The sequence below is a fragment of the Nocardioides sp. S5 genome, from assembly GCF_017310035.1.
Lineage (GTDB): Bacteria > Actinomycetota > Actinomycetes > Propionibacteriales > Nocardioidaceae > Nocardioides.
Window position 1 is genome coordinate 3,060,039 of record NZ_CP022296.1, and the last position, 25,367, is coordinate 3,085,405.

Here is a 25,367-nt window from a genome sequence, read left to right on the forward strand (position 1 = left end):
CCAGGTGAAGCGACTGACGAGCAGGTGGAACAGGAAGAGCCCGTCCAGCCTACGGCGTGGACGGGCTCTTCCGAAGCCAGCGAGCGACGACGCTCAGTGGGCGTGCTCACCCCGGTAGTACTCGAAGACGAAGCCGCAGGTGACGACCGCGCCGACGGTGAAGCCGATGATCACCAGCCACCACGCAGCGAACGCGGTGCCGTAGACGATCACGCCGAGCGCGAGCGCACACCACAGGGGCCACCAGGAGTAGGGCGGGAAGAAGCCCAGCTCGCCGGCACCCTCCGCGATCTCGCCCTCCTTGCGGTCCTCGGGACGCGGGTCCATGCGCGCGGCGTGGAAGCCGAGGTAGAGGGTGACCATGCCGAAGAGCAGCGCGGTCATGACCAGGGCGGACGTGCCGGTCCAGTCCTCGGAGAGGAACCAGTACGCCGGTGCGACGACCGAGATGAACAGTGCGGTGATCCCGAAGATCCAAGCCTCGGCCTTCATCGACCGTCCTCCTCGTTGTCCTCGACACGGTCGCGGAGCATCCCCTCGCGTCCCTGCACGTCGGGTGCGTCGGCGACCTCGCCGTTGCGCTCGGCCTCGTTGTCGCCCAGCTCCATCAGCGCGACCTCGGGGTGGTGCAGGTCGAACGCCGGGGACTCCGAACGGATGCGCGGCAGGCTGACGAAGTTGTGGCGCGGCGGCGGGCAGCTGGTGGCCCACTCGAGCGAGCGGCCCCAGCCCCACGGGTCGTCGACCAGCACCTTCGGGCCCTTGGCGGACACGTAGACGTTGTAGAAGAACGGGAGCGTGGAGGCGCCCAGCAGGAAGGCACCCACCGTGGAGATCTGGTTGAGCGTGGTGAAGCCGTCCTCGGGCAGGTAGTCGGCGTAGCGACGGGGCATGCCCTCGACACCGAGCCAGTGCTGCACCAGGAAGGTGAGGTGGAAGCCGATGAACAGGATCCAGAAGTGGAGCTTGCCCAGGCGCTCGTCGAGCATCTTGCCCGTCATCTTCGGCCACCAGAAGTAGAAGCCGGCGAACATCGCGAACACCACGGTGCCGAAGACCACGTAGTGGAAGTGCGCCACCACGAAGTAGGAGTCGGAGACGTGGAAGTCCAGCGGCGGGCTGGCCAGGATCACACCGGTGAGACCACCGAAGAGGAAGGTCGTCAGGAAGCCGACCGACCAGAGCATCGGGGTGTCGAAGGACAGGGATCCGCCCCACATCGTGCCGATCCAGTTGAAGAACTTCACACCTGTCGGCACGGCGATGAGGAAGGTCATGCCGGAGAAGAACGGCAGGTCGACCGCACCGGTGACGTACATGTGGTGGGCCCACACGGCCACCGACAGCATCGCGATGCCGAGGGTCGCGGCCACCAGGCCGACGTAGCCGAAGATCGGCTTGCGGCTGAAGACGGGCAGGATCTCGGAGATGATGCCGAAGAACGGCAGGGCGATGATGTAGACCTCTGGGTGGCCGAAGAACCAGAACAGGTGCTGCCAGAGGATCGGTCCACCGTGCGCCGGGTTGAAGACGTTGGCGCCCAGGATCCGGTCGGCTTCCAGCATGAGGAGGGCACCTGCCAGGATCGGGAAGACCATGATGACCAGCATGCTGGTGATCAGGGTGTTCCATACGAAGATCGGCATCCGGAACATCGTCATGCCGGGCGCCCGCATGCAGATGATGGTGGTGATGAAGTTGACGCCTCCCAGGATGGAGCCGAGGCCTGCCATCCAGAGGCCCATGATCCAGAGGTCACCGCCTACGCCGGGACTGCGCACCGCATCCGAGAGCGGCGTGTAGGCGAACCAGCCGAAGTCGGCAGCGCCGCCGGGGGTCAGGAAGCCGGACGCCGCGATGAGCCCACCGAACAGGAACAGCCAGTAGCTGAACATGTTCAGCCGGGGGAACGCCACGTCAGGTGCGCCGATCTGCAGCGGCATGATCACGTTGGCGAAGCCGAAGAACAACGGCGTCGCGAAGAGCAGCAGCATGATCGTGCCGTGCATCGTGAACAGCTGGTTGTAGAGCTGGTCGTTGACGATCTGCGACCCGGGGTAGGCCAGCTCGGAGCGGATCAGCATGGCCATCAGGCCCGCGATGAGGAACCACGCGAACGAGGTGATCAGGTACATCTTGCCGATCAGCTTGTGATCGGTGGTGGTGAGGATCCGGACGACCTGCTCGCCGAGAGGCTTGCGCTCCGGCTGCGGTGGCACCGCAGCGTGTGGCGCGGCGGTGGTTGGGGCGCTCATTCGTTGCTCCCTTCGGAGTCCTCGTCGAGACCGACCTGGTCCTCGACGTCGCTCCCGCCGAGCAGCGGGTCGTCGGCGGTCTGGCCCGCCTCGGCAAGTTCGGCGAGATAGGCGTCGTACTCGGCCTGGCTGACCACCTCGACGTTGAACAGCATGCGCGAGTGGGACACGCCACAGAGCTCGTAGCACTTGCCGGGATAGGTGCCCTCGACAGTCGGGGTGACCTGGAGCTTGTTGACGCGCCCCGGGATGACGTCGAGCTTGGTCAGGAACGACGGCACCCCGAACGAGTGGATCACGTCTGCGGAGTGGAGGTTGAACTGGACGGTCCTGTCCACCGGGAGGACCAGCGTCGGGATGTCCGCGCCGGTGCCGGAGGTGTAGACGTAGGAGTCGTAGGCGAAGTCGTCGTCCTCGCCGGTGGCCGACGTGTCCTGCTCACCGACTCCGTGGTTGAAGGTCCAGGACCACTGCTGCCCCGTCACCTCCACCGTCAGGTCAGGCTCGGGGTCGCGCTCGGTCATGACGTCCTGCACCCGGACGGTGTGGAAGAAGAACACCACGCACATCAGCACGGGGGCGATCGTGTAGAAGACCTCGAGGGGCAGGTTGTAGCGCGTCTGGCGCGGCACCTCATCGTCACTGCGCCGTCGGAACTTGACCACGGCGTAGAAGATCAGGCCCCATACGAGGATGCCGGTCGCCATGGCTGCGACCCAGGCCCACTTCCACAGCTCGTAGGTGAAGGGGCCTTCGGCGCTGGCGCGGTCAGGCATCGCCAGGTTTCGGATCTGGCGCTGGTCGGCCTCGGAGCATCCAGCCAGCACGAGAATCGTCACGCCCAGCAGCGCGATCTTCAGGCTGCGCCGCACCGGCGCACCCGAAAGCTTGGGGACTTGCAGACCCACTGACGAGCCTCTCTCTAGGTCCTTGTCGACGTAAGAAGAGTATCCCCAACCGCCCCCAACGTCCCGGGCAGGGTCAGGTGTCGGTCGATCCGCCCGATCACCGCGCGTGGCCGACCGGCCCCGTGGCATAGGTTGCTCCTGTGAGCGGGGCTGTGACGGGCGAGGGATACCTCGACAGCGCGTCCGCCTCCCCGCTCCACCCGGCCGCCCGAGACGTGCTGCTCGCCGCCCTCGACCAGGGGTACGCCGACCCCCGCCGGCTCCACCGCGCCGGGCGCTCTGCTCGCCTCCTGCTCGACAACGCGCGCGAGGCCACCGCGGACGCCCTCGGCGTACGTCCCGACGAGGTGACCTTCACCCCCACCGGCACCCACGCGGTGCACCTGGGGCTGCTGGGGCTGGTGCGCGGCTCGCGACGCGGCGACGTCGTGGTCTACTCGGCCGTCGAGCACTCCGCCGTGCGGCACGCCGTCGCGTGGGGCGCCACGGGCGAGGAGGTGGGCGTCATGGGCGACGGCCGCGTCTACGACGGCGATCTCGTCCAGGGAGCAATCGCCCCCGGGACCGCGGTGGTCGCACTCCAGACGGCCAACCACGAGGTCGGCACGGTCCAGGACGTCGGAGACTTCGAGCTGCCCGACGACGTCCCGCTCTTCACCGACGCCTGCTCGTCGATGGGCCGGCTGCCGTTGCCCGACGGTTGGGCCGCAGCCGCAGGCTCCGCGCACAAGTGGGGCGGACCGGCAGGTGTCGGCGTCCTGCTGGTGCGCAAGCGCGCCCGCTGGCGCAACCCCTTCCCCGGCGACGACCGGGTCGACGAGCGCTCGACCGGGTTCGAGAACGTCCCGGCCGTGCTCGCCGCGGCCGCGGCCCTGCAGGCGGTGGTGGCCGAGCGCGACGAGGTCAACGCCCGCCAGCACGCGCTCGTCGACGTCGTACGCCGTCGCGTGGCCGCTGAGGTGCCCGACGTCGAGGTGGTCGGCGACCCCGACCGGCGACTCCCCCACCTGGTGACCTTCTCCTGCCTCTACGTCGACGGCGAGGCGCTGGTGACCGAGCTGGACCGGCTCGGCTTCGGCATCGCCAGCGGGTCGGCCTGCACCGCCTCGACCCTCACCCCCAGCCACGTCCTCGAGGCGATGGGGGTGCTGACGCACGGCAACGTGCGGCTCTCGCTCGGGCGCGACACGACGCGCGCCGACGTGGACGCCTTCTGCGACGCGCTCCCGGGCGTCGTGGCCGAGATCCGTGCGCGCGTGGGGCTCTGACGTGGCCCACACCGCCGACCTCGAGCTCGACTGCCGCGAGATGCCGTGCCCGATGCCGGTGATCGAGCTCGCCCGCCACCTCGGCGACGTCGAGGTCGGCCAGCTGCTGGCCGTCGTCGCGCGCGACCCGGCGGCGGCCGTCGACGTGCCGGCGTGGTGCCGGATGAAGCAGCAGGACTACGTCGGTGCGGACACCGCCGACGACGGCGTCCCGCGCTACGTCGTACGCCGTCTCAGCTGACGCGCTGCGACGACCTCAGGGACGGATCGTCTCGAGGTGCGGCTCGAAGTCGGCGACGGCCTCGTCGCCGTAGGTCGCCGCGCAGCGGGCCAGGAAGGCGCTGCGGGAGATCTCGTACTCCTGGGTGCCGACCTGCTCGACGACGTAGACGGCGAGCAGGCAGCCGAGCTGGGCGGCGCGCTCGTGGCCCAGGCCCCAGCTGAGGGCGGCGAGGAAGCCGGCGCGGAAGGCGTCACCCACGCCGGTGGGCTCGACCTTCTCGATCTCGGGGACGGCCTGGACGACGACGGACTCCTCGCCCTGGCGGTCGATGCGGACGCCGGCGGGGCCGAGGGTCACCACCCATGTGCCGACGCGCGAGAGGACCTCCTCGGCGCTCCAGCCGGTCTTCTGCGTGATGAGGCTGGCCTCGTACTCGTTGGAGAACAGGATCTCGGCGCCGTCGATCAGCGGCCGGATCAGGTCGCCGTCGCCGAAGGCGAGCTGCTGCGAGGGGTCGGCGAGGAAGCGGTAGCCGCGCTGGCGGCACTCCTCGGTGTGGCGCAGCATCCCCTGCGGGTCGTCGGGGCCGATGATCACGTAGTCGGGATCGCCGACGCGGTCGACGATCGGCTTGAGCTCGATCTCGCGCGACTCGCTCATGGCGCCGGCGTAGAAGCTCGCGATCTGCGCGTGCGCGCTGTCGTTGGTGCACACGAAGCGCGCGGTGTGGCGCGTCTCGGACACGTGCACGGAGTCGCAGTCGACGTTGTGGCGCTGGAGCCAGGCGCGGTAGTCGGCGAAGTCCTCGCCGACCGCCCCGACCAGCACCGGGCGCAGGCCCAGGTTGCCGAGTCCGAAGCAGATGTTGGCGGCACAACCACCGCGGCGCACCTCCAGGTCCTCGACCAGGAAGGACACCGACAGCTTGTCGAGCTGGTCGACGACCAGGCTGTCGGAGAACCTGCCCGGGAAGGACATCAGGTGGTCGGTCGCGATGGATCCGGCAACGAGGAGGGACACGACGCGGAAGACTACCTTCCGGTACACCTCGGGATACCACGCAGTAGCCAATAGCGTCGTGGCCATGACGACGTCACCACACCCCGCGCACCTGGTCCACGCCGAGCTGGGGACCCCCGACGAGATGGCCGCCGACTGCCGGGCGGTCGGCCGCCACCTGCGCCTGGAGCGCGCCGCACGTGCGGCCGTCGCGGCGCCCCCCAGCATCCGCTACGAGGACTACCCCGCCGAGGTCGGCAAGCGCGAGATCCGGGTCTCCGACGCCGCCGCGCGCATCGCGAACGCGCTGCACCTGCACCTCGACTGACCGGTCAGGAACGACGAAGGGCCCCAGCCGATCGGCTGGGGCCCTTCGTGCGTCACATCAGTGGAACGAGTCACCGCACGCGCACGAACCGGTCGCGTTGGGGTTGTCGATCGTGAAGCCCTGCTTCTCGATGGTGTCGACGAAGTCGATCTCGGCACCGTTGAGGTAGGGGACGCTCATCCGGTCGACGACGACGGTCACGCCGTCGAAGTCGGTGGTCACGTCGCCGTCGAGCGTGCGCTCGTCGAAGAAGAGCTGGTAGCGCAGGCCCGAGCAGCCACCGGGCTGCACGGAGATGCGCAGGGCCAGGTCGTCGCGACCCTCCTGCTCGAGGAGGCTCTTGATCTTGCCGGCAGCGACGTCGGACAGGTTGATCTGGTCGGTGCGGCGCTCAGTGGTCTCGACCTGCTCGGTCATCTCATCACTCCAGAAAGTATCGGGGTCTCGCTCGTTCCAATGGTCGCACACCCGGGGATATTCCCCGACCCCACGAGGCGACCGGGCCTCAACGCGACCAGGTCCGCGCCACGCGCTGCGCGAGGTCGGCCAGCGCCTCGGCCGGGGCGGCGTACGCCCGCTCCTCCCCCACCAGCTCGACCAGGGAGTACGCCGACTCGATCCCCAGCGCGCGCATCTCCCGCGAGCCGACCAGCACCTGACCGGCCAGCGCGATGCAGGGCCGCAGCGCCTCCGAGGCCACCCCGGCCACGCCGTAGGGCACCTTGCCGGCGCGGCTGGAGAAGTCGAAGGCCCCCTCGCCGGTGACCACGAGGTCGCAGCGTCCGGCCCGCTCGGCGAGCGAGACCGCCGCGGTGACCAGGTCGATGCCCGGCTCCCGGGAGGCGCCGAGGACCAGGAGGGCGTAGCCGATGCCACCGGCGGCCCCGGCGCCCTTGTCCAGGGACGTACGCCGGTCGGTGGCGGTGGCGAACGCCTCGAGCCAGCCGTCCACCTCGGCGATCCGCTCCTCGGCGATGCCCTTCTGCGGCCCGAAGGTCTTGGTGGCCCCGAAGAGCCCGGTGAGGGGGATGTCGACGTCGCTGGCGGCCACGAGGGTGACGCCGTCGAGGCGTGCGCGGGCCGCGGACAGGTCGACGCCGCCCGCGCCTGCCAGGGCCGCCGGCCCGGCGTCGAGCGCAACGTCCGCAGTGGCCCCGAGCGCCGCGAGCAACCCGGCTCCGCCGTCGTTGGTGCCCGTGCCGCCGAGCCCGACCACGACGGTCCGGGCACCGGCGTCCACCGCGGCCAGCAGCAGCTCCCCCACCCCGCGGCTGGTCGCCGTCTCCGGGTCGCCGTCGACCAGGTGCAGGCCGGCGGCCTGCGCGCTCTCGACGTACGCCGTGTCACCGACCCGCAGCACCACGGCCGGCACCGGCGCGCCGTTTGGCCCGCTGACGGTGACCGCCGACAGCTCCCCGCCCAGTGCGGCGTGGAGCACGTCGACGAAGCCCGGTCCCCCGTCCGCCATCGGCGCGAGGTCGAGCTCGTCGCCGGGCGCATGCCGGCGCCAGCCCTCGGCGATGGCGTCCGCGGCCTGCACCGCGGTGAGGGTGCCGGCGAACTTGTCCGGGGCGATGAGCACGCGCATGGCGCCATCCTCCACCAGGGAACGGGCATGCTGTGCGCATGCCCGACGACTCGCAGCTCGCCCCCATCGTCGCGGAGGTCATCGTGCCCGTGACCCCGACCGAGGCCTTCGTCGGCTTCACCGCCCAGATGGGCGAGTGGTGGGACCCGGCAGTGACCCCCGAGCCGGCCACCTACAGCGGCATCGCGATCGACCCCGACGGTCCCGTCGAGATGCTCCACGGCGACGAGCACTTCCCGTGGGGCCGGGTCATGGAGTGGGACCCGATCGGGCGCTACACCCAGGAGTTCTGGCTCGGTCATCCCGAGGACGAGGCGACCGTCCTCGACGTCCGCTTCACCGAGGCGGAGGGCGGCGCCACCCTCGTACGACTGGTGCACAGCGGCTGGCTGCCCGGCACCGAGGACCTCCGCGCCGGCTACGCCGACTGGCAGCGGCTCCTCGATCGCTACGCCGCGCACGTGTCGTGAGCGGGGCGCTCGTCCGACCGATGCGCGAGGACGACCTCGAGGCGTTCGGCGAGATCACCGCGACCAGCTACCACCAGGTCGACGTCCGCTCCTACCCGCGCTCGTGGCCCGACCCCGTACGCCGTCCTCCCGGGCGCACTAGCGCCTGGATCGACCGCACCCGGGCGGCCCTCGTGACCGACGCGGGCGGCTGCTGGGTGGCCGAGGTCGACGGCGAGGTGGTGGGCGGAGCCGTCTCGCGGGTGCGCGAGCTGATGTGGATCCTCGCCTCCTTCGCGGTCCGGCCCGACCAGCAGGGCCAGGGCATCGGCGCCCAGCTGATGGTCGCGGCGCTGCACCACGGCCGCGGGTGCCTGCGCGGCATGTTCGCCGCCAGCGCCGACCCCGGTGCCGTACGCCGCTACCGACTGGCCGGCTTCGACCTCCACCCGCAGATGCTCCTGCGCGGCAGCGTCGACCGGAGCGCGATCCCGGTCGTGGACCGCGTGCGGGAGGGCAACGCGGCCGACATCGACCTGCTCGACTCCGTCGACCGGCAGACCCGTGGCGCCGCGCACCTGTCGGACCACGAGCTCCTGCTCGCCCAGTTCCGCCTCGTCGTCACCGACCACACCACGGGATCCGGCTACGCCTACGTCGACGACGACGGGGCGCCGACCCTGCTCGCGGCCACGAACCGGCGTACGGCGTCGGGGCTGATGTGGGAGGCGCTCGCCTCGTCACGACCGGACGAGGAGGTCTCCGTGCAGCACATCACCGCGGCGAACCAATGGGCGCTCGACGTGGGACTCGCAGCACGAATGGCGATCCACCAGAACGGCTACCTGTGCGTGCGGCGGATGAAGCCTCCGACGCCCTACCTGCACCACGGCAGCCTGCTCTGAGGCCGACGGCGACGTCCTACAGCTGCGAGCCCGGCTCGAGCCGCGCACCGGCAGCGACGTCTCCTGCGACGCGTGAGTCGCGCCCGACCAGGACCACGTCCTCGTCGCGCGCCAGCCGCGCCGACGGCTCGGCACCGACCCGGGCGCGTGCCGCCACCTCGCCGCGCTCGTCCAGCACGGACGTACGCACCACGGCGCCGGCGCGGACCACGCAGTCCTCCATGAGCACGCTGTCGTGCACCTCGGCGCCCTTCTCGACCACGACACCGGGGCCGAGCACGCTGCCGACGACGAGGCCGGAGACGTCGGCACCCGGCGAGAGCACCGAGTCGCGGCACTCCCCCGCTGCCCGCACCCGCGCGGCGGGGCGGTCGGGCCAGTGGGAGATCACGGGACGGCCCGGGTGGTCGAAGACGTCGACCCGGTCCTGCAGCAGGTCGCGGTGGGACTGGAGGTAGAGGCCGGGCTGCCCGACGTCGCGCCAGTAGCCGGTGAGGGGGACGGCGGCGACCTTGCCGCCCTCGACGAGGCGCGGGAGCAGGTGCTCGCCGAAGTCGCCGATCCCGCTGTCGCCGGCAGCCGTGTCCTGGGGGTCCTGCTCGGGGGCCAGCTCGCGACGCAGGTCCTGGAGGGTGTCGAGCAGCACCTCGGTGTCGTAGACGAAGATCTCGGTCGCCACCGTGCCGGCCGAGGGTCGCGACGGCTTGTGCTCCACACCGGTCACGGTGCCGTCGCGCCCGGCGAGCACGACGACGTTGTCGGAGGCGTCCTTCTTGGTCACCTCGCTGGTGAGCACCGTGGCCACTCGGCCCGAGGCGACGTGCTCGTCCACGACGGGACCGAGGTCCATGTTGAAGACGTGGTCGGCACTGCAGACCACCAGGGTGCGCGCCCCGAAGGCCGCGATGTCGGCGGACACCCGCAGCAGCAGGTCACCGTTGCCGAAGGCGAAGCCGCTCTCGGTCGCGGGCCCCGTGCCGGTCTGCGGGATGATCCGGCGGAAGCCTCCCCTGTTGCGGTCCAACGACCACGGCCGACCACCGGAGAGGTAGTCGTCGATCGAGGTGACCTGGTACTCCAGCGACACCCAGACGTCGGCGAGGTCGGCGTGCACCATCGCCGACATGGCGAAGTCGATGAGCCGGTGCACACCGCCGTACGGCAGGGCGGGCTTGGCGCGCTCCCGGGTCAGCACGTCCATGCGGGAGCCCTGCCCGCCCGCCTGGACCAGGGCCAGCACCTCTCCGCGTCGTGGCATGGGGCGAAGCATGGCACGTGGACCGGTGCCGGACGTCCCTCCCTCCGGGTAGGACGTGGAGCTGTCCCCGACGCGGCCTAGGATCGACCCATGAGCCTCGTCGACCTGCCGCTCCTCCCGCTCGGCAAGGGCCGCGACCTCGACGCCGAGCGCGGCGTGGAGTGTCCCGGTGACCTCCCGGCAGCGTCCGACCCCGGCCTCGTGGAGCGCGCCCGCGCCGCCAAGGCGGCCCTCGGCGAGCGCGTGTTCGTCCTGGGCCACCACTACCAGCGCGACGAGGTCATCCAGTTCGCCGACGTCACCGGCGACTCCTTCAAGCTCGCTCGCGACGCCGCGGCGCGGCCCGCTGCCGAGTTCATCGTCTTCTGCGGCGTGCACTTCATGGCCGAGTCGGCCGACATCCTCACCTCGTCGGCGCAGCAGGTCGTGCTGCCCGACCTCGCGGCCGGGTGCTCGATGGCCGACATGGCCCGCCTGCGCCAGGTCGAGGACGCGTGGGACGCGATGGCCGACGCCGGCATCCAGGACGTCGTCGTCCCGGTGACCTACATGAACTCCAGCGCCGACATCAAGGCCTTCTGCGGGCGCAACGGGGGCGTGGTCTGCACGTCGTCCAACGCCGACGTCGCGCTGGACTGGGCGTTCTCCCAGAAGGGCGACGGCGACGCCAAGGTGCTCTTCCTGCCCGACCAGCACCTCGGCCGCAACACCGCGGTCCTCCAGATGGGCATCGCCCTGGACGAGTGCGTGGTGTGGGACCCCCACCAACCGGGTGGCGGCCTGAGCGCCGACGAGCTCCGCGACGCCCGGATGATCCTGTGGAAGGGTCACTGCTCGGTGCACGGCCGCTTCTCCGCGGACGTCGTCGACGAGCTGCGCGCCCAGCACCCCGGGATCAACATCCTGGTCCACCCCGAGTGCACGCACGAGGTCGTGCTCAAGGCCGACCTCGTCGGGTCGACCGAGTTCATCATCAAGACCATCGAGGCCGCCGAGCCCGGCACGGTGTGGGCGATCGGCACCGAGCTCAACCTGGTCAAGCGCCTGGCCGACGCGCACCCCGACAAGACGATCGTCTTCCTCGACCGCAACGTCTGCTACTGCTCGACGATGAACCGCATCGACCTGCCCCACCTGGTCTGGGCCCTGGAGAACCTCGTCGCCGGCACGGTCGTCAACCAGGTCACGGTCGACCCGGAGACCGAGGCGGACGCGCTCGTGGCGCTGCAGCGGATGCTCGACCTGCCCGGCAAGTCGCACCGCGACTGAGCCGAGGTGGCCCTGCCGAGGATCAGTGACGCCGAGCGTCGTCGCCGGATCGCCGTACGCCACGCGGTGGCTCCCGCCCACCGGCTCGACACCGTCGAGGCGGTCACCCGGGCGATGACCGTGCTGCACGCGACCGAGGCCGCAACCGTGCACCTCGCCGTCGCTGCCCGGGCCGAGGGCCTCCATGTCGACGACGTCGACCACGCGCTCTACGACGAGCGCAGCGTCGTCAAGCAGCTGGCCATGCGGCGCACGCTCTTCGTCCTCCCCCGCGACCTCCTGCCCGCGGCGTGGGGCAGCGCGTCGGCACGCGTTGCGACGGCGGAGCGCAAGCGGGTCGCCAGGATGGTGGAGCAGGCCGGGCTGGCCGCCGACGGTGCCGCGTGGCTCGATGCCGCCCGCGCCGCCACCCTGGCCCGGCTCGCCGACGGTCCCGCGACCACGGCCGAGCTCCGCGCGCAGGTGCCCGAGCTCGCAGGCTCCGTCGGTGGCGACAGCGACAAGCCCTACGACCGGCCGGTGCCCGTCGCCCCCTGGGTGCTGACCCACCTCGGCCTGACCGGTGCCGTGTTCCGCGGTCCCAACGCCGGCCACTGGCGGGTCAACAAGCCGACCTGGGCCACGGCCGAGGAGTGGCTCGGCACGACGGAGACTCCGTGGGACGAGGCCGCCGGCTACGCGGAGCTGGTCCGCCGCTGGCTGGCCACCTTCGGCCCCGGCACCGCCGCCGACGTCCAGTGGTGGCTCGGCTCGACCAAGACCGCCGTGACCCGCGCCCTGGCCGACGTCGGTGCTGTGGAGGTCGCCCTCGACGACGCGACGACCGGCTGGGTGCTGCCCGACGACATCGACGACACCCCTCCTGTGGAGCCGTGGGCCGCGCTGCTGCCGACGCTCGACCCGACGGTGATGGGCTGGAAGTCGCGCGACTTCTACCTCGACCCCGTCCACGTGCCGCGGCTCTTCGACACCAACGGCAACGCCGGCACCACCGCGTGGTGGGACGGCCGGGTCGTGGGCTGCTGGGTGCAGGACGACTCCGGAGCCGTACGCCTCTCGCTGCTCGAGGACGTCGACCCTGCGGGCCGTGCCGCGCTGGAGCAGGAGGCCGACCGGCTGACCCGGTGGCTCGACGGCACCGTGGTGGGGACCGTCTACTCCTCACCGCAGATGAAGCAGGCCCGGCTCGCCCCGTCGGCCTAGGTGCGGCCCGGCACGGGGAGCTCGAACCAGAAGACCGAGCCACCCCCGGGGCGGTCCTCGACCCCCATGGACCCGCCGTGTGCCTCGACGATGCGACGGCAGGTCGCCAGCCCGATCCCCGAGCCGTCGACGGTCTTGTCGAGGCGGGCGAGCGGCGCGAAGACGCGCTCGTGCTGGTCGGCAGGAATGCCGCGCCCGCGGTCGCGCACCTCGACGCGGTGGTGCTTGTCGAGGGCGCGCGCGTCGACCTCGATGTCCGGCGCCGCACCGGCAGGGCTGAACTTCGCTGCGTTGTCCACGAGGTTCATCAGCACCGACCGCAGCTGCGGGCCGTCACCGCGAACGGTGGGGAGCGTGCCCACGGCGACGTGGGTGCGGTCGACCCGCCCCGCGAGGTCGTCGAGGGCCGCGTCGAGCTCCGCGTCCAGGTCGACGAGGTCGTCCCCGGGCGCCGCGCCCTGCGCGGCGAAGTCCAGCAGGCCGCCGATCATGTCCGTCATCCGCGTCACACCGCGGCGCGCGCGGGCGACCGTGTCGACCTGGTAGGGGTCGGTCACCTCGAGCTCGAGGCTCTCCAGGGAGAGCGAGATCGAGGTCAGCGGGTTCTTCAGGTCGTGGCTGACCTGTCCGGCGAAGTGCGCCAGGCGCTCGTTGGAGGTCGCCAGCCGGGCGTTGACCTCCTGCAACCGCCGCGACGCGAGCTCGAGCTCCAGCACGTCGACGACGCGGTCGGCGAGCTGGGCGAGGCCGCGGGCAGCCTCGTCGTCCACCTCGTGCGTCGCGCTGTCGAAGACGCAGAGGGTGCCGATGACGACGCCGGAGGGAGTGGTCAGCGGGTGGGAGCCGTAGAACTTCACGTCGCCGATCTCGCCGGTCGTCCAGGGGCTGTGGGCGAAGCGGGCGTCGCGCCCGGCGTCCTCGAGCATCACCGGCTCGCCGGACTCCACGACCACGCGGCACAACGCGTCCTCACGCGCGGAGTCCTGCCCCTCGAAACCGGTCGTGGCGACCTGGTGCTGGGTGTCGGCGGAGAAGAGGTTGACGGCGGCGAAGGGCACGCCGGCCACCCGGGCCGCGAGCTCCACGAGCGCGTCGAGCTCGCGGCGCGGCGGGCGGTCGAGGGCGTCGTACGCCGCCAGCACCCGCTCGCGCCTGGCGTCGGCGTCCTGCAGTGCCGTCACAGGCCCGGCGCCTTCCAGACGGCGAGCCAGCGCTGCAGGTCCGGCTCCATCGGCAGCTCGTCGGCAAGCAGGTCGCGCACGGAGAGCTCCAGCAGGGTGTCGCGCGACTGGGGGCCGCTGGGTGAGAAGGGGTAGAAGGTGCCCTGCTTGTAGAGGTAGGTGAGCCCGAAGCGCTGGCCGGAGGCGTTGGCGAAGGGCACCATCGAGCAGAGGAGGCCACTGTCGAAGCCGTTGAGCTCGAGGGTGGTGTTGACGGCGTGGAGGTCGGTGCAGAGGCCGGACATGTCGCTCGGGTCGCCCGTCACCACCAGCCAGGTGAAGCCGAAGTCGTCCTGGTTCACGCTGACCTGCGGCGCCTCGGCGTCGTCGCGCAGCAGCGCCACCACGTCCTGCTGGGTCTGCGCGAACGCGGCCCCCGCGGCCGAGCGGTAGCAGACCGAGCCGGACCCCGTCGGCTCGAAGCCGAGCGCGGTCTGGAGCGTGATCGCGGCGCTCGGCACGAGGAACAGCGCGTCGAGGTTGTTGCGCTTCGGCTGCGTCCTGGCCCGCATCGCCTCCCAGAGACCCATCGGCCCTCAGCCCGCCGGCCGGCTGAGCTCGGCCTGGATCCGCGCGAGCTGGGACAGCCGGCGCTCCAGGGGTGGGTGGGTGGCCATCAGGCCGCTCAGGCCTCCGCTCAGGGCGGGGACGATGCACAGGGCGCTGGCTGCGCTGGCGGCCCGCAGGTCACGGGTGGGGATGGCGGCGGCCTCGCCGCTGATCTTCTGCAGGGCGCTGGCGAGCGCGGCGGGTTTCAGCGTCAGGTAGGCGCCGGCCCGGTCGGCGCTCAGCTCGCGGTAGCGCGAGAGCAGGCGCAGCGACAGGAAGCTGACGGCGTAGACCACGAGGGCGACCACGACGGCGATCAGCACGGCCGGCAGCGCGCTGTTGTTGTTGCGCGAACGCCCCATGCCGCCGAACTGGGCGAAGCGCATCAGCAGGCCGGCTGCGATGCCGGCGGACGAGGCGACCGTCATGACCAGCACGTCGCGGTGGGCGACGTGGCTCAGCTCGTGCGCCAGCACCGCCTCGAGCTCCTCGGCGTCGAGGGTCTGGAGGATCCCGGTCGTCACGCACACGACCGACCGTTCGGGAGAGCGGCCGGTGGCGAACGCGTTGGGCACGGCCAGGTCCGCGACACCCACGCGGGGCTTGGGCATGTCGGCCAGGGCGCAGAGCCGGTCGATCATCCCGTGCAGCTCCGGCGCCTCCTCGGGCGTCACCTCGCGGGCGCGCATGGCACGCATGGCGACCTTGTCCGAGCTCCACCACTGCCAGAACGCCATGCCGATCGCGATCAGGGCGACCGCGACCGCCCCGCCCGGGCTGCGGACGAAGGCGATGACGGCGACGACGAGACCGACGTAGAGCGCGCCGAGGAGGAAGAGGGTGAGGGTCATCCGGACGGTGAGTCCGGTGTCCTTGATGAAGCGCGACGAGGCCATCGAGGACCGGTCAGCCGGGGATCAGGCCGTCGTCACCCAGGAGCTCGCGGACCTCGTCGATGGTGGCGTCCGGTGGCGGCAGGATGAGGTCGGACTCGTCGAGGGAGTCCAGCTCGTGGTGCGTGCCGCTGGAGCGGACCGCGGACAGGAGTCCCTGGAGCGCGGTGCGGAACATCGCCTCGTCGCCGGACTCGATGGCCTGCTCGATCTGGTTGTCGAGGCCGTTGAGGGCGTCGAGGGCGTGGTCGTCGAGGTCGTACTGACCCTCGCCGAGGATGCGGACGATCATGCCCGACCGCCCTCCGTCGACTCGGGGTCGGCCTTCACGGCCTCGGGCTCGGCGGCGAGGATGTCGCCGCCGTCGGAGCCCTCGATCGCCTGCGGCTGGGCGCTGCCCGCCTTGAGCCGGGCCAGCTCGGACTCGACGTCGGAGCCGGAGCTCAGGGCGTCGAGCTCGCGGGAGATGTCGTCGCCGGCGTTGAGCTGCGAGGCATCGTCGAGCGCGCCGGAGGCGATCAGCTCGTCGATCGCCTGGCCGCGTGCCTGCATCTGTGCGGTCTTGTCCTCGGCGCGCTGGATCGCCAGGCCGACGTCGCCCATCTCCTCGCCGATGCCCGACATCGCCTCGCCGATGCGCGTCTGCGCCTCGGCGGCGGTGTAGGTGGCCTTGATGGTCTCCTTGCGCGTGCGGAACGCCTCGACCTTGGCCTGGAGCCGCTGCTGGGCCAGGACGAGCTTCTCCTCCTCGCCCTGGAGCGTGGCCTGCTGCTCCTTGAGCGCGGTGATCTGCGACGCCAGGCCCGACTTGCGGGTCAGCGCCTCGCGCGCCAGGTCCTCGCGACCGGCCCCGATGGCCTTCTCGGCCTGACCCTGGAGCTTGGCGGCCTGCTGCTCGAGCTGGTTGACCTGGAGCTCGACGCGCTTGCGGCTGGTGGCGACGTCCGCGACACCCCGCCGGACCTTCGAGAGCAGCTCGAGCTGGCGCTGGTAGCTGTAGTCGAGGGTCTCGCGGGGGTCCTCCGCCTTGTCCAGGGCCGTGTTGGCCTTGGAGCGGAAGATCAGGCTGATGCGCTTCATGAGACTCATCGGGGTGGAAACCCTCTCTCGGTACGGCTGGGTCGTCCCTCTCACCCTAGGACCAAACCCAAGCCGGAGGTAGGACATCCCGCGACCGCGTCCGCGCGGGCGTACGGCGATAGGCTGGGGGGAGCATCCGATCCAGTGAAGGCAGCACGCGTGTTCCGACGTACCCAGTCCCAGCCGGAGACCCCCCTCTCTCCCGAGAAGGTGGGCGGCAAGGGCCGCCCCACGCCCTCGCGCAAGGAGGCCGAGGCGGCCGCTCGCGCCCGCGCGAAGGTGCCCCGGACCCGCAAGGAGCAGGCGGCCGCGCAGCGTGCCGCTCGTGGCGACACGTCCCGCAAGATGCGCGAGGCGATGAAGACCGGCGACGAGCGCTACCTGCCCAGCCGCGACCGCGGGCCCGTGCGCCGCTTCATCCGCGACTTCGTCGACGCCCGCTTCTCCTTCATCGAGCTCATGGTGCCGCTGCTCATCGTCTCGATGGTGCTGGGCTACTCCGGCAACAACGGCATGGTCCAGCTCGGCAACACGGTCCTGTTCACCACGATCATGGTGATCATCGTCGACATCGTCATGCTGCGCTTCAGGCTGCGCCGCGAGCTCGCCCGACGCTTCCCCGACGAGTCCACCAAGGGCTCCACGCTGTACGCCGCCATGCGCTCGCTGCAGATGAAGTTCCTGCGCCTGCCCAAGGCCCAGGTCAGGATCGGCGAGAAGCTGCCCGAGACCTACCGATGAGCCACTCGCACGCGGGCGGCCCGACCGCCGACGTGTCCGTGCGCATCGCCTGGGCCGACGACGCCGAGGCGATCGCCGCGGTGCAGGTGCGCGCGTGGCCCGAGCTCTACGCCGGCGTGCTGCCCGCCGAGGTGCTGCCGAGCGACGTCGACGCCGTGTCGGCGCAGTGGCGCCAGGTGCTTGCCCGGCCCGCCGACGCCCGCAACCGCGTGCTCGTCGCCCTGGAGCGCAACCGCGTGGTCGGCTTCGCGCTCACCTCCCCCGCGCTCGACCCCGACTGCGACCCGGTCGCCGACGGGGAGGTCGCCGAGGTCACCCTCGACCCCGCCGAACGGGCCAAGGGTCACGGGTCACGGCTGCTGCAGGCTGCAGTCGACACCCTCGCCGCCGACCGGTTCACCCGCGCCGTCACCTGGGTCAATGCCGGCGACGACGGGCTGCGCACGTTCTTCACCGACGCCGGGTGGGCGGCCGACTCCGCGCACCGCGAGCTCGACCTCGACGGGACCGGGACGACGACGGTCAAGCAGGTGCGGCTCCACACCGCGATCGCCTGAGCCGCACCCCGGCGCGCCAACCCACCCCTGGGTGTCTTGCTTTTCCTGTGACTGCCGTCACTATGGAGGTCCGGCCACTTCGCCGGTCCAGCACGGGGGTTCGACATGTTCGGTCCGCTTCCACCACTCCACAAGTGGGTGCTCGTCCTCGCCGCGGTCCTCGTCTGCATGGGGATCGGCTTCTGGGTCGGCGCCGTCCCGGAGATCCCGCTCAACATCAGGGTCGGCCTGGTGGCCGGCGCCGGTGCCGGCATCGCTGCGGCATTCGTCCTGGTCCACGACTTCCACCGGCGGCAGCGGCCGCCCGTGCGCGTACGCCGCCACGAGCCGTAGCCGGCACCCCGCCGGCGTCGGACCGGGGCGCGGCATGTCCTAGCCTTCCGGCGTGAGTGACGTCGTGCTCGATCCCGCCGAGCGCTCCGGGATCCTCCGCGACAGCCTCGCCGTGGGCGTGGCGACCGGTGCGTACGGGCTCGGGTTCGGCGCCGTCTCGGTCGCGTCCGGCCTCAGCGTCGCCCAGACGTGCGTGCTGTCGCTGCTGATGTTCACCGGGGCCAGCCAGTTCGCGCTGGTGGGCGTCGTGGCCGCCGGCGGGAGCCCCCTCTCGGGCGCCGCGACCGCGCTCCTGCTCGGCACCCGCAACACGCTCTACGGCCTCCGGATGGCGCCGCTGCTGCAGTGGCGGGGCTGGCGCCGCGCGGGTGCGGCCCACGTCCTCATCGACGAGTCGACCGCGATGTCGGTGGGTCGCGACAGCACCCCCGCGGCCCGGCTCGGCTTCCTCGCCACCGGGATCGCCGTCTTCGTCCTGTGGAACCTCGCCACCCTGGTGGGAGCACTCGCCGGCGGGGCCGTCGGCGACCCGCGGACCTTCGGTCTCGACGCCGCCGTCGCCGCCGCCTTCCTGGCGCTGCTGTGGCCCCGGCTCAAGGACCGGCGCAACGTGCTCGTCGGCGTGCTGGCCGCAGCGGTCGCGCTGTCGATGGTGCCGGTCAGCGCCGCGGGCGTGCCCGTCCTGGCCGCTGGGGGCGTCGCCCTGCTCGTCGGCGTCCTGGCACGCCGGCAGGATCCCACGGAGATCCCCGGGCCCGACGACGTGGCGGGTGGGCACCACTGATGTGGACCGCGATCCTGCTGGCCGGCGCCGGCTGCTACCTGCTCAAGCTGGCCGGGCTGTCCCTGCCGGAGCGGGTGCTCGCCCACCCGACCGTCGAGCGGGTGGCCGACCTCATCCCGGTGGCGCTGCTGGCCGCGCTGGTCGCGGTGCAGGCCTTCTCCGAGGGCCCCGCCCTCGCCCTCGACGCACGGGCGCTGGGTCTCGGCTTCGCCTTCGTCGCGCTGCTGCTGCGTGCGCCGTTCCTCGTCGTGGTGGTGGGCGCAGCCGTGGTGGCCGCGCTCGCGCGCGTGGTCTGACGTCTGCCCCTGACCGCGGTCGGGATCAGTCAGTCGAGGTCGAGGAAGTGCTCGAGGCCGACCGTGAGGCCGGGGTGCGCCGCGATCGAGCGCACGCCGGTGAGGACGCCGGGGGTGAAGGAGACCCGGTCGAGCGAGTCGTGCCGGATGGTGAGGGTCTCCCCCGGCGCACCGAGGACGACCTCCTGGTGGGCGACCAGTCCGCGCACCCGCAGCCCGTGGACGCGTACGCCCTCGACGTCGGCCCCGCGCGCACCGTCGAGGCCCGTCGACGTCGCGTCGGGCATCGGCGCGCTGCCGGCGTCACGACGCGCCGCGGCGATCATCTCCGCGGTGCGCCGGGCGGTGCCGGACGGGGCGTCGGCCTTGTCGGGGTGGTGCAGCTCGACGACCTCCACCGACTCGAAGAAGGGGGCCGCGACGGCGGCGAAGCGCATCATCAGGATCGCGCCGATGGAGAAGTTGGGGGCGATCAGGACGCCGACCTGCGGCGCGTCGGCCAGCCACGCCTCCAGCTGGTCGAGCCGGGGCCGGTCGAAGCCGGTGGTGCCGACGACGACATGGATGCCGTGCTCGATGCAGAACCGGAGGTGATCCATCACCACGTCGGGGTGGGTGAAGTCGACGACCACCTGCGCGCCGGCCGTGACCAGCTGCTCGACGTCGTCGCCCGCGTCGACCGCGGCGACGAGCTCGGTGTCGGCAGCCGCCTCGACGGCGCGGCACACCTCGGCGCCGACCTTGCCGCGCGCGCCGAGCACGCCGACCTTCACGGGGGTGTCCTGGGGCTCGGGTGCAGGCGTGCTCACGGGCTCAACCTACCGTCGGGCGCAGGGTCGCGGGTGGCGGTGGCTGACTCGTGAACGCGGGTCTGGCAGGCTGTGCGCCATGCCCTCCCCGACCATCCCGCCGCGCATCAAGTGGGCCGTCGACCTCATGGACGTCCAGCCGGGCGACCAGGTCCTCGAGATCGGATGCGGTCCCGGCGCCGGCGCCGAGGCCATCTGCGCCAAGCTGGAGACCGGCAAGCTCTTCGCCATCGACCGCTCGGAGTCGGGCGTCGATCGCACCAAGAGGCGCAACCAGAAGTACGTCGACGCCGGCCGGCTCGTCGTGCGCCAGATCGACCTCGCCACGCTGCGGGTGCCGGTCAAGCGGCTCAACAAGGTCTTCGCCTTCAACGTGAACCTCTTCTGGGTCCGCGCGTGCGAGGACGAGATCGCCCTGCTCCACGAGCGCGTGGTCCCCGGCGGCGCGGTCTACCTCTTCTACGAGGCCGCCCGCCCCGAGCTGGTGCCCAACATCGTGAAGAAGGCGTCGGAGAACCTCCTGCGCGGCGGCTTCCGGGTGAGCGTGGTCGAGCAGAAGGCTCCCCCGGTCATCGGCATCATCGCCCGGCGCTGACCCGGCGCTGACCAGGCGCTGACCAGGCGCTGACCAGGCGCTGACCCGGCACTTCCTCGCGCTGGAACGCGCTGAGCGGGCACTTCGTTGCTGTGGCAGCTGTGCTCAGCGCAAGTAAGTGCCCGCTCGGCATGTCGTAGCGGAACGAAGTGCCCGCTCGGTCAGGCGGTCGGGCCCACGACCGCCAGCAGCTCGGGCTGGGTGAAGAGCTCGCGGGCGAGCGCGCACACGTCCTCGTGGGTGACGGCCTCGATCCGGCCCACCACCTCGTCGATGGTGAGCAGCTCGTCGTAGACCAGCTCGGCCTTGCCGATGCGTGACATGCGCGAGCCGGAGTCCTCCAGGCCGAGGACGAGACCACCCTTGAGCTGGCCCTTGCCGCGCTCGACCTCTTCCTCGGTGAGCCCCTCGGCGGCCACCTTGGCGAGCTCGCCGCGCACGGTCTCCAGCACGGCGTCGTACTTGCCCGGCAGGCAGCCCACGGAGACCCCGACCACGCCGGCGTCGGCGTGGTGGCTGGCGAAGGAGTAGACGGAGTAGGCCAGGCCGCGCAGCTCGCGCACCTCCTGGAACATCCGCGACGACGTGCCGCCACCGAGCGCGGTGTTGAGCACGCCGAGGGCGTAGCGGCGCGGGTCCGTGCGGGTCATGCCCTTCACGCCGAGGACGAGGTTCACCTGCTCCTGCGGGCGGACCGTACGCGTCTCGCCGGGGTGGACCTTGCGTGCGTGCTCGCTCTGCGCGGGCGGCGTGGGGACGGCCTCACCGTCGAGGAACCCCTCGCGGCCGAAGGCCTTCCTGACCTGGCGCACCACGTCGGCGTGGTCGACGTTGCCGGCCACGGAGACGACCATGTTGTCGGCGCGGTAGTGGCGACGGTAGAAGCGGTGGATCTGGGCCCGGGTCATCGCGGTGATGGAGGCCTCGGTGCCGGCGATCGGACGCCCGAGGGGCGTGTCACCCCACGCCTGGTGAGCGAAGAGGTTGTGCACCACGTCGTCGGGGTCGTCGTCGTGCATCGCGATCTCGTCGAGGATCACGTCGCGCTCGGCCTCGACGTCGGCGGCGGTGATGGTCGAGGCGGTGACCATGTCGCCCAGCACGTCGACGGCGGTCGCGAGGTCCTCGTCGAGGACCCGGGCGTGGAAGACGGTGTACTCCTTGGTGGTGAAGGCGTTGAACTCGCCCCCCACCGCGTCGAGCGCGACCGAGATCTCCATCGCCGAGCGCTCGGGGGTGCCCTTGAAGAGCAGGTGCTCGAGGAAGTGTGAGCATCCGTGGAGCGCGGGCGTCTCGTCGCGCGAGCCCACGTTGACCCACACGCCGATGCTGGCCGAGCGGGTGCCGGCCATCTGCTCGGTGACGACGCGCAAGCCGCTGGGCAGCACGGTGCGGCGTACGCGTGAGGTCACCGCGCCGTCGGCGTCCTTGACGGTGTGGAGCGTGCGGGTGGTGCCGTTCTTCTGCACTGGGGTCCTTCCGAACCGGTGGAGCCGGGGGTGAAATGCCGCGACCGGCCGGCATGGCTGCCGGCCGGTCGCGGATGGAGCATCAGGTCACTCGGCGTCGGCGGCCTCGACCTCGGCCGACTCCTCGGAGTCGCCCTCGGCCTCGTCGACGACGGGGACCAGCGAGAGCTTGCCGCGGTCGTCGATCTCGGCGATCGAGACCTGGACCTTCTGGCCCACCGAGAGCACGTCCTCGACGGCCTCGACGCGCTTGCCGCCGGCGAGGGCGCGCAGCTTGCTGATGTGCAGCAGGCCGTCCTTGCCGGGCATGAGCGAGACGAAGGCACCGAAGTTCGTGGTCTTCACGACGGTGCCGAGGTAGCGCTCGCCGACCTCGGGCATGGTCGGGTTGGCGATCGCGTTGACCGCGGCCTTGGCCGCCTCGGCAGCCTCGCCGTTGGTCGCACCGATGTAGACCGTGCCGTCGTCCTCGATGGACAGCGTCGCGCCCGTGTCGTCCTGGATCTGGTTGATGACCTTGCCCTTGGGCCCGATCACCTCGCCGATCTTGTCGACGGGCACGCGCACGGTGATGATGCGCGGCGCGTGGATCGACATCTCCTCCGGGGCGTCGATGGCCTCGGCCATGACGTCGAGGATCGCCAGGCGCGCGTCGCGGGCCTGGGTCAGCGCGGCGGCCAGCACCTCGGCGGGGATGCCGTCGAGCTTGGTGTCGAGCTGCAGCGCAGTGACGAACTCACGGGTGCCGGCGACCTTGAAGTCCATGTCGCCGAAGGCGTCCTCGGCACCGAGGATGTCGGTCAGCGCGACGTACTCGGTCTTGCCGTCGACCTCGTCGGAGATGAGGCCCATCGCGATGCCGGCGACGGAGGCCTTGAGCGGCACACCGGCCTGCAGCAGCGACAGGGTCGAGGCGCAGACAGAGCCCATCGAGGTGGAGCCGTTGGAGCCCATGGCCTCGGAGAGCTGACGGATCGCGTAGGGGAACTCCTCGCGCGACGGCAGCACCGGCAGGAGGGCGCGACGCGCCAGGGCGCCGTGGCCGACCTCGCGACGCTTGGGCGAGCCCACGCGGCCGGTCTCACCGGTGGAGAACGGCGGGAAGACGTACTTGTGCATGTAGCGACGGTGCTTCTCCGGCGACAGCGTGTCGAGCTGCTGCTCCAGCTTGAGCATGTTCAGCGTCGTGACACCCAGGATCTGGGTCTCGCCACGCTCGAACAGTGCCGAGCCGTGGACGCGCGGGATCACGTCGACCTCGGCGTGCAGCGGACGGATGTCGGCGAGGCCGCGACCGTCCATGCGGATCTTGTCGCGCAGCACGCGCTGGCGCATCACGGACTTGTTGAGCGAGCGGAACGCGGCGCCGATCTCCTTCTCGCGACCCTCGAACTGGCCGGAGAGCTTCTCGAGCAGGGCGACCTTGATCTCGTCGACCCTGGTCTCGCGCTCCTGCTTGTCGGCGATCGTCAGCGCGGCGGCGGTGTCGTCCTTGGCGGCCGACTCGACGGCTGCGTAGACGTCGTCCTCGTAGTCGAGGAAGACCGGGAAGTCCTGGACCGGCTTGGCGGCCTCGGCGGCGAGCTGGGCCTGCGCCTCGACGAGCTGCTTGATGAAGGGCTTGGCGGCGTCGAGACCCTGGGCGACGATCTCCTCGGTGGGCGCCGTGGCGCCGTTCTGCACGAGCGCGATGGTGTCCTCGGGCGCCTCGGCCTCGACCATCATGATGGCGACGTCACCGGACTCGGTGACGCGACCGGCGACGACCATGTCGAACACGGCCGACTCGAGCTGCGAGTGGCTCGGGAACGCCACCCACTGGCCCTCGATGAGCGCCACGCGGACGCCACCGACGGGGCCCGAGAAGGGCAGGCCGGAGAGCTGGGTCGACAGCGACGCGGCGTTGATGGCCAGCACGTCGTAGGGCTGGTCGGGGTCGAGCGCCATGACGGTGATGACGACCTGGACCTCGTTGCGCAGACCCTTCTTGAAGGTCGGGCGCAGCGGACGGTCGATGAGGCGGCAGGTGAGGATCGCGTCCTCGCCCGGGCGACCCTCGGAGCGGAAGAAGGAGCCGGGGATCTGGCCCACGGCGTACATCCGCTCCTCGACGTCGATCGTGAGGGGGAAGAAGTCGAAGTGGTCCTTGGGCGTCTTGCCCGCGGTCGTCGCCGAGAGCAGCATGGTCTCGTCGTCGAGGTAGGCCGTGACGGAGCCGGCAGCCTGACGGGCCAGCAGGCCGGTCTCGAACTTGACGGTGCGCGTGCCGAACTTGCCGTTGTCGAGAACGGTCTCGACGGCGGAGATGATGGGTTCACTCATGGAAGCAGGATCCTGCTTTCTCTTCGCGGAGCGATCCGCGCGCGTCCACTCGGTGGTGGGGCGTCAGGCCCCGCGGGGGCCGGTCTTCGATCGAGGCCCGCAGATCGTGTGCGCGGTCGTCGCGCGGGATCTGAAGGCCACTACCGAGGACCGGGCCGGACGTGCGGGTCGCTCCTGATGGTTGTGTGTTCAGTTGTGGAGTGCTCCGGGACCGACACTAGCGCGCCGTGAGCGCGCCCGGGACGTCCGGAAACCGCAGGAGCGGCCCCCCGCGTGCGGGAGGCCGCTCCGGGGATCAGCGGCGGAGGCCGAGGCGCTCGATGATCGAGCGGTAGCGCTCGATCTCGGTCTTCTGCAGGTAGTTGAGCAGACGACGGCGCTGGCCGACGAGCAGCAGCAGACCACGACGGCTGTGGTGGTCGTGCTTGTGCGTCTTGAGGTGCTCGGTGAGGTGCGAGATGCGGTGGCTGAGCAGCGCGATCTGGACCTCGGGGGAACCGGTGTCACCCTCGGTCAGGGCGTACTCGGCGATGATCTTCTTCTTGGTCTCCGCGTCGGTACCAATCGACATGGGGGCTCCTTCGGTTCTCGTTGCGCGGCGCGCCCGGGCCTGTTCACCGGGGCACTGTGGATCCGCGGCCGTCATGACGGCACGTCACCCTCGCGGGCAACCGCAGAAGCATATCGAGGCGCTGATCGGTGGGCCCAATCCGCGCCGCGCAACGGGGAGCTGCGGGTGCCTCAGACCGCCGGCGGGGGCGGCGGGTCCGACTCGCTCGTGCGCTGGGCGCTGGCCTGGCGGCCCTGCGCGTCGGTGGTGGTGGCGGTGGTGGTGTGACGACGCTTGGTGTTCTGCTGCACCACCGTCAGCACCAGCCAGAGCACGCCGGCGAGCACGAGGATCCAGCCGAGCGTGATGACCTCCAGGGGTCCCACCTGCTGGTCGTTGAACGCCAGCGCGAGGATCAGTCCTACGACGATCAGGCCGATCGGCCCTCCGAAACCCATGACGAGCTCCATTCTGTTGGGTACGCCCGGTGGTGACCGGGCGCGGCAGAGTCTGGCC

30 protein-coding genes are annotated in these 25,367 nt (G+C 71.3%); 13 read left to right on the forward strand and 17 right to left on the reverse strand.

What is annotated here, in order from left to right:
• Positions 1-93: 93 nt before the first annotated feature.
• Genes CFI00_RS15115 through coxB form a run of 3 tightly spaced genes read right to left on the reverse strand, consistent with a single transcriptional unit; the run spans position 94 to position 3,127 of the window.
• Positions 94-492: a cytochrome c oxidase subunit 4 gene (locus CFI00_RS15115; protein ID WP_207081914.1), complete on the reverse strand. Its 399-nt coding sequence runs from the start codon at positions 490-492 to the stop codon at positions 94-96.
• Positions 489-2,255 carry a cytochrome c oxidase subunit I gene (ctaD, locus tag CFI00_RS15120; RefSeq protein WP_207081915.1) on the reverse strand — a complete coding sequence of 589 codons (1,767 nt, stop codon included), beginning with the start codon at positions 2,253-2,255 and terminating at the stop codon, positions 489-491. Before ctaD ends, CFI00_RS15115 begins: the two co-directional genes overlap by 4 nt.
• Positions 2,252-3,127 (reverse strand): cytochrome c oxidase subunit II, encoded by an 876-nt coding sequence (gene coxB, locus CFI00_RS15125; RefSeq protein WP_224279485.1) that lies wholly within the window; start codon positions 3,125-3,127, stop codon positions 2,252-2,254. Before coxB ends, ctaD begins: the two co-directional genes overlap by 4 nt.
• Positions 3,128-3,303: 176 nt before the next feature.
• Here coxB and CFI00_RS15130 point away from each other — a divergent pair, with 176 nt between their 5' ends.
• Complete coding sequence (locus CFI00_RS15130; protein ID WP_242532422.1) at positions 3,304-4,431, forward strand: aminotransferase class V-fold PLP-dependent enzyme; 1,128 nt, start codon at positions 3,304-3,306, stop codon at positions 4,429-4,431.
• A 1-nt stretch (position 4,432) separates the two neighbouring features.
• On the forward strand, positions 4,433-4,672 hold the full coding sequence (locus CFI00_RS15135) for a sulfurtransferase TusA family protein (protein ID WP_242532423.1): 240 nt from the start codon (positions 4,433-4,435) through the stop codon (positions 4,670-4,672).
• A 15-nt stretch (positions 4,673-4,687) separates the two neighbouring features.
• Here the strand turns inward: CFI00_RS15135 and CFI00_RS15140 are convergent, their stop codons facing one another.
• The gene (locus CFI00_RS15140; protein WP_207081917.1) at positions 4,688-5,674 is read right to left on the reverse strand and encodes a carbohydrate kinase family protein; all 987 of its coding nucleotides are present in this window, start codon (positions 5,672-5,674) and stop codon (positions 4,688-4,690) included.
• Between the two features lie 64 nt (positions 5,675-5,738).
• Here CFI00_RS15140 and CFI00_RS15145 point away from each other — a divergent pair, with 64 nt between their 5' ends.
• Positions 5,739-5,981, forward strand: coding sequence for a hypothetical protein (locus CFI00_RS15145; protein ID WP_207081918.1), 243 nt, complete (start codon positions 5,739-5,741; stop codon positions 5,979-5,981).
• Positions 5,982-6,038: 57 nt separating this feature from the next.
• On the opposite strand, the gene erpA is transcribed toward CFI00_RS15145, so the two are convergent.
• Both erpA and CFI00_RS15155 read right to left on the reverse strand, forming a co-directional pair.
• On the reverse strand, positions 6,039-6,398 hold the full coding sequence (erpA, locus tag CFI00_RS15150) for an iron-sulfur cluster insertion protein ErpA (RefSeq protein ID WP_207081919.1): 360 nt from the start codon (positions 6,396-6,398) through the stop codon (positions 6,039-6,041).
• A gap of 88 nt (positions 6,399-6,486) precedes the next feature.
• The gene (locus tag CFI00_RS15155; RefSeq protein ID WP_207081920.1) at positions 6,487-7,569 is read right to left on the reverse strand and encodes a glycerate kinase; all 1,083 of its coding nucleotides are present in this window, start codon (positions 7,567-7,569) and stop codon (positions 6,487-6,489) included.
• Positions 7,570-7,607: 38 nt separating this feature from the next.
• On the opposite strand from CFI00_RS15155, the gene CFI00_RS15160 reads away from it, so the two are divergent.
• Together CFI00_RS15160 and CFI00_RS15165 are read left to right on the forward strand one after the other, a co-directional pair.
• Positions 7,608-8,039, forward strand: coding sequence for an SRPBCC domain-containing protein (locus tag CFI00_RS15160; protein WP_207081921.1), 432 nt, complete (start codon positions 7,608-7,610; stop codon positions 8,037-8,039).
• 20 nt (positions 8,040-8,059) lie between these two features.
• Positions 8,060-8,923 (forward strand): GNAT family N-acetyltransferase, encoded by an 864-nt coding sequence (locus CFI00_RS15165; protein WP_207081922.1) that lies wholly within the window; start codon positions 8,060-8,062, stop codon positions 8,921-8,923.
• Between the two features lie 16 nt (positions 8,924-8,939).
• Here CFI00_RS15165 and CFI00_RS15170 read toward each other — a convergent pair whose 3' ends face one another.
• The gene (locus CFI00_RS15170; protein ID WP_207081923.1) at positions 8,940-10,181 is read right to left on the reverse strand and encodes a sugar phosphate nucleotidyltransferase; all 1,242 of its coding nucleotides are present in this window, start codon (positions 10,179-10,181) and stop codon (positions 8,940-8,942) included.
• A gap of 90 nt (positions 10,182-10,271) precedes the next feature.
• Here CFI00_RS15170 and nadA point away from each other — a divergent pair, with 90 nt between their 5' ends.
• Complete coding sequence (gene nadA / locus CFI00_RS15175; RefSeq protein ID WP_207081924.1) at positions 10,272-11,450, forward strand: quinolinate synthase NadA; 1,179 nt, start codon at positions 10,272-10,274, stop codon at positions 11,448-11,450.
• A gap of 6 nt (positions 11,451-11,456) precedes the next feature.
• Complete coding sequence (locus CFI00_RS15180; protein WP_242532424.1) at positions 11,457-12,653, forward strand: winged helix DNA-binding domain-containing protein; 1,197 nt, start codon at positions 11,457-11,459, stop codon at positions 12,651-12,653.
• Here the strand turns inward: CFI00_RS15180 and CFI00_RS15185 are convergent.
• From CFI00_RS15185 to CFI00_RS15205, 5 genes are read right to left on the reverse strand one after another with little or no spacing between them, the layout of a single operon-like run.
• Positions 12,650-13,834: a GAF domain-containing sensor histidine kinase gene (locus tag CFI00_RS15185; protein WP_207081925.1), complete on the reverse strand. Its 1,185-nt coding sequence runs from the start codon at positions 13,832-13,834 to the stop codon at positions 12,650-12,652. The two genes, CFI00_RS15180 and CFI00_RS15185, sit on opposite strands and share 4 nt — an antisense overlap.
• On the reverse strand, positions 13,831-14,403 hold the full coding sequence (locus CFI00_RS15190) for a hypothetical protein (protein WP_207081926.1): 573 nt from the start codon (positions 14,401-14,403) through the stop codon (positions 13,831-13,833). The genes CFI00_RS15185 and CFI00_RS15190 overlap by 4 nt, the downstream gene beginning before the upstream one ends.
• 6 nt (positions 14,404-14,409) lie before the next feature.
• Entirely contained in the window at positions 14,410-15,318 is a 909-nt protein-coding gene (htpX, locus tag CFI00_RS15195; protein ID WP_207081927.1) for a zinc metalloprotease HtpX, read from the reverse strand.
• 10 nt (positions 15,319-15,328) lie between these two features.
• Positions 15,329-15,607 carry a hypothetical protein gene (locus tag CFI00_RS15200; RefSeq protein WP_207081928.1) on the reverse strand — a complete coding sequence of 93 codons (279 nt, stop codon included), beginning with the start codon at positions 15,605-15,607 and terminating at the stop codon, positions 15,329-15,331.
• Positions 15,604-16,404, reverse strand: coding sequence for a PspA/IM30 family protein (locus CFI00_RS15205; RefSeq protein WP_207081929.1), 801 nt, complete (start codon positions 16,402-16,404; stop codon positions 15,604-15,606). Before CFI00_RS15205 ends, CFI00_RS15200 begins: the two co-directional genes overlap by 4 nt.
• Positions 16,405-16,554: 150 nt before the next feature.
• Here CFI00_RS15205 and CFI00_RS15210 point away from each other — a divergent pair, with 150 nt between their 5' ends.
• The 5 genes from CFI00_RS15210 (at position 16,555) to CFI00_RS15230 (ending at position 19,106) form a co-directional block, all read left to right on the forward strand.
• Positions 16,555-17,136 (forward strand): DUF3043 domain-containing protein, encoded by a 582-nt coding sequence (locus CFI00_RS15210; protein ID WP_207081930.1) that lies wholly within the window; start codon positions 16,555-16,557, stop codon positions 17,134-17,136.
• Positions 17,133-17,693, forward strand: a complete 561-nt coding sequence (locus CFI00_RS15215; protein WP_207081931.1) for a GNAT family N-acetyltransferase — start codon at positions 17,133-17,135, stop codon at positions 17,691-17,693. The genes CFI00_RS15210 and CFI00_RS15215 overlap by 4 nt, the downstream gene beginning before the upstream one ends.
• A 105-nt stretch (positions 17,694-17,798) precedes the next feature.
• A complete protein-coding gene (locus CFI00_RS15220; protein ID WP_207081932.1) occupies positions 17,799-18,026 on the forward strand; it encodes an OapA N-terminal domain-containing protein in 228 nt (75 codons plus the stop codon).
• Between the two features lie 52 nt (positions 18,027-18,078).
• Positions 18,079-18,810 (forward strand): AzlC family ABC transporter permease, encoded by a 732-nt coding sequence (locus tag CFI00_RS15225; protein ID WP_207081933.1) that lies wholly within the window; start codon positions 18,079-18,081, stop codon positions 18,808-18,810.
• Complete coding sequence (locus tag CFI00_RS15230) at positions 18,810-19,106, forward strand: AzlD domain-containing protein (RefSeq protein WP_207081934.1); 297 nt, start codon at positions 18,810-18,812, stop codon at positions 19,104-19,106. The genes CFI00_RS15225 and CFI00_RS15230 overlap by 1 nt, the downstream gene beginning before the upstream one ends.
• Positions 19,107-19,135: 29 nt before the next feature.
• Here the strand turns inward: CFI00_RS15230 and dapB are convergent, their stop codons facing one another.
• Positions 19,136-19,879: a 4-hydroxy-tetrahydrodipicolinate reductase gene (gene dapB / locus CFI00_RS15235; RefSeq protein ID WP_207085557.1), complete on the reverse strand. Its 744-nt coding sequence runs from the start codon at positions 19,877-19,879 to the stop codon at positions 19,136-19,138.
• A gap of 115 nt (positions 19,880-19,994) precedes the next feature.
• On the opposite strand from dapB, the gene CFI00_RS15240 reads away from it, so the two are divergent.
• Positions 19,995-20,510, forward strand: coding sequence for a class I SAM-dependent methyltransferase (locus tag CFI00_RS15240; RefSeq protein ID WP_207081935.1), 516 nt, complete (start codon positions 19,995-19,997; stop codon positions 20,508-20,510).
• A 161-nt stretch (positions 20,511-20,671) separates the two neighbouring features.
• Here CFI00_RS15240 and CFI00_RS15245 read toward each other — a convergent pair whose 3' ends face one another.
• The 4 genes from CFI00_RS15245 to CFI00_RS15260 form a co-directional block, all read right to left on the reverse strand.
• Positions 20,672-21,979, reverse strand: coding sequence for a pitrilysin family protein (locus tag CFI00_RS15245; RefSeq protein ID WP_207081936.1), 1,308 nt, complete (start codon positions 21,977-21,979; stop codon positions 20,672-20,674).
• 87 nt (positions 21,980-22,066) lie between these two features.
• On the reverse strand, positions 22,067-24,301 hold the full coding sequence (locus CFI00_RS15250; protein ID WP_207081937.1) for a polyribonucleotide nucleotidyltransferase: 2,235 nt from the start codon (positions 24,299-24,301) through the stop codon (positions 22,067-22,069).
• A gap of 295 nt (positions 24,302-24,596) precedes the next feature.
• The gene (gene rpsO / locus CFI00_RS15255; protein WP_135840703.1) at positions 24,597-24,872 is read right to left on the reverse strand and encodes a 30S ribosomal protein S15; all 276 of its coding nucleotides are present in this window, start codon (positions 24,870-24,872) and stop codon (positions 24,597-24,599) included.
• A gap of 170 nt (positions 24,873-25,042) precedes the next feature.
• The gene (locus CFI00_RS15260; protein WP_207081938.1) at positions 25,043-25,309 is read right to left on the reverse strand and encodes a DUF6458 family protein; all 267 of its coding nucleotides are present in this window, start codon (positions 25,307-25,309) and stop codon (positions 25,043-25,045) included.
• Positions 25,310-25,367 lie beyond the last annotated feature (58 nt).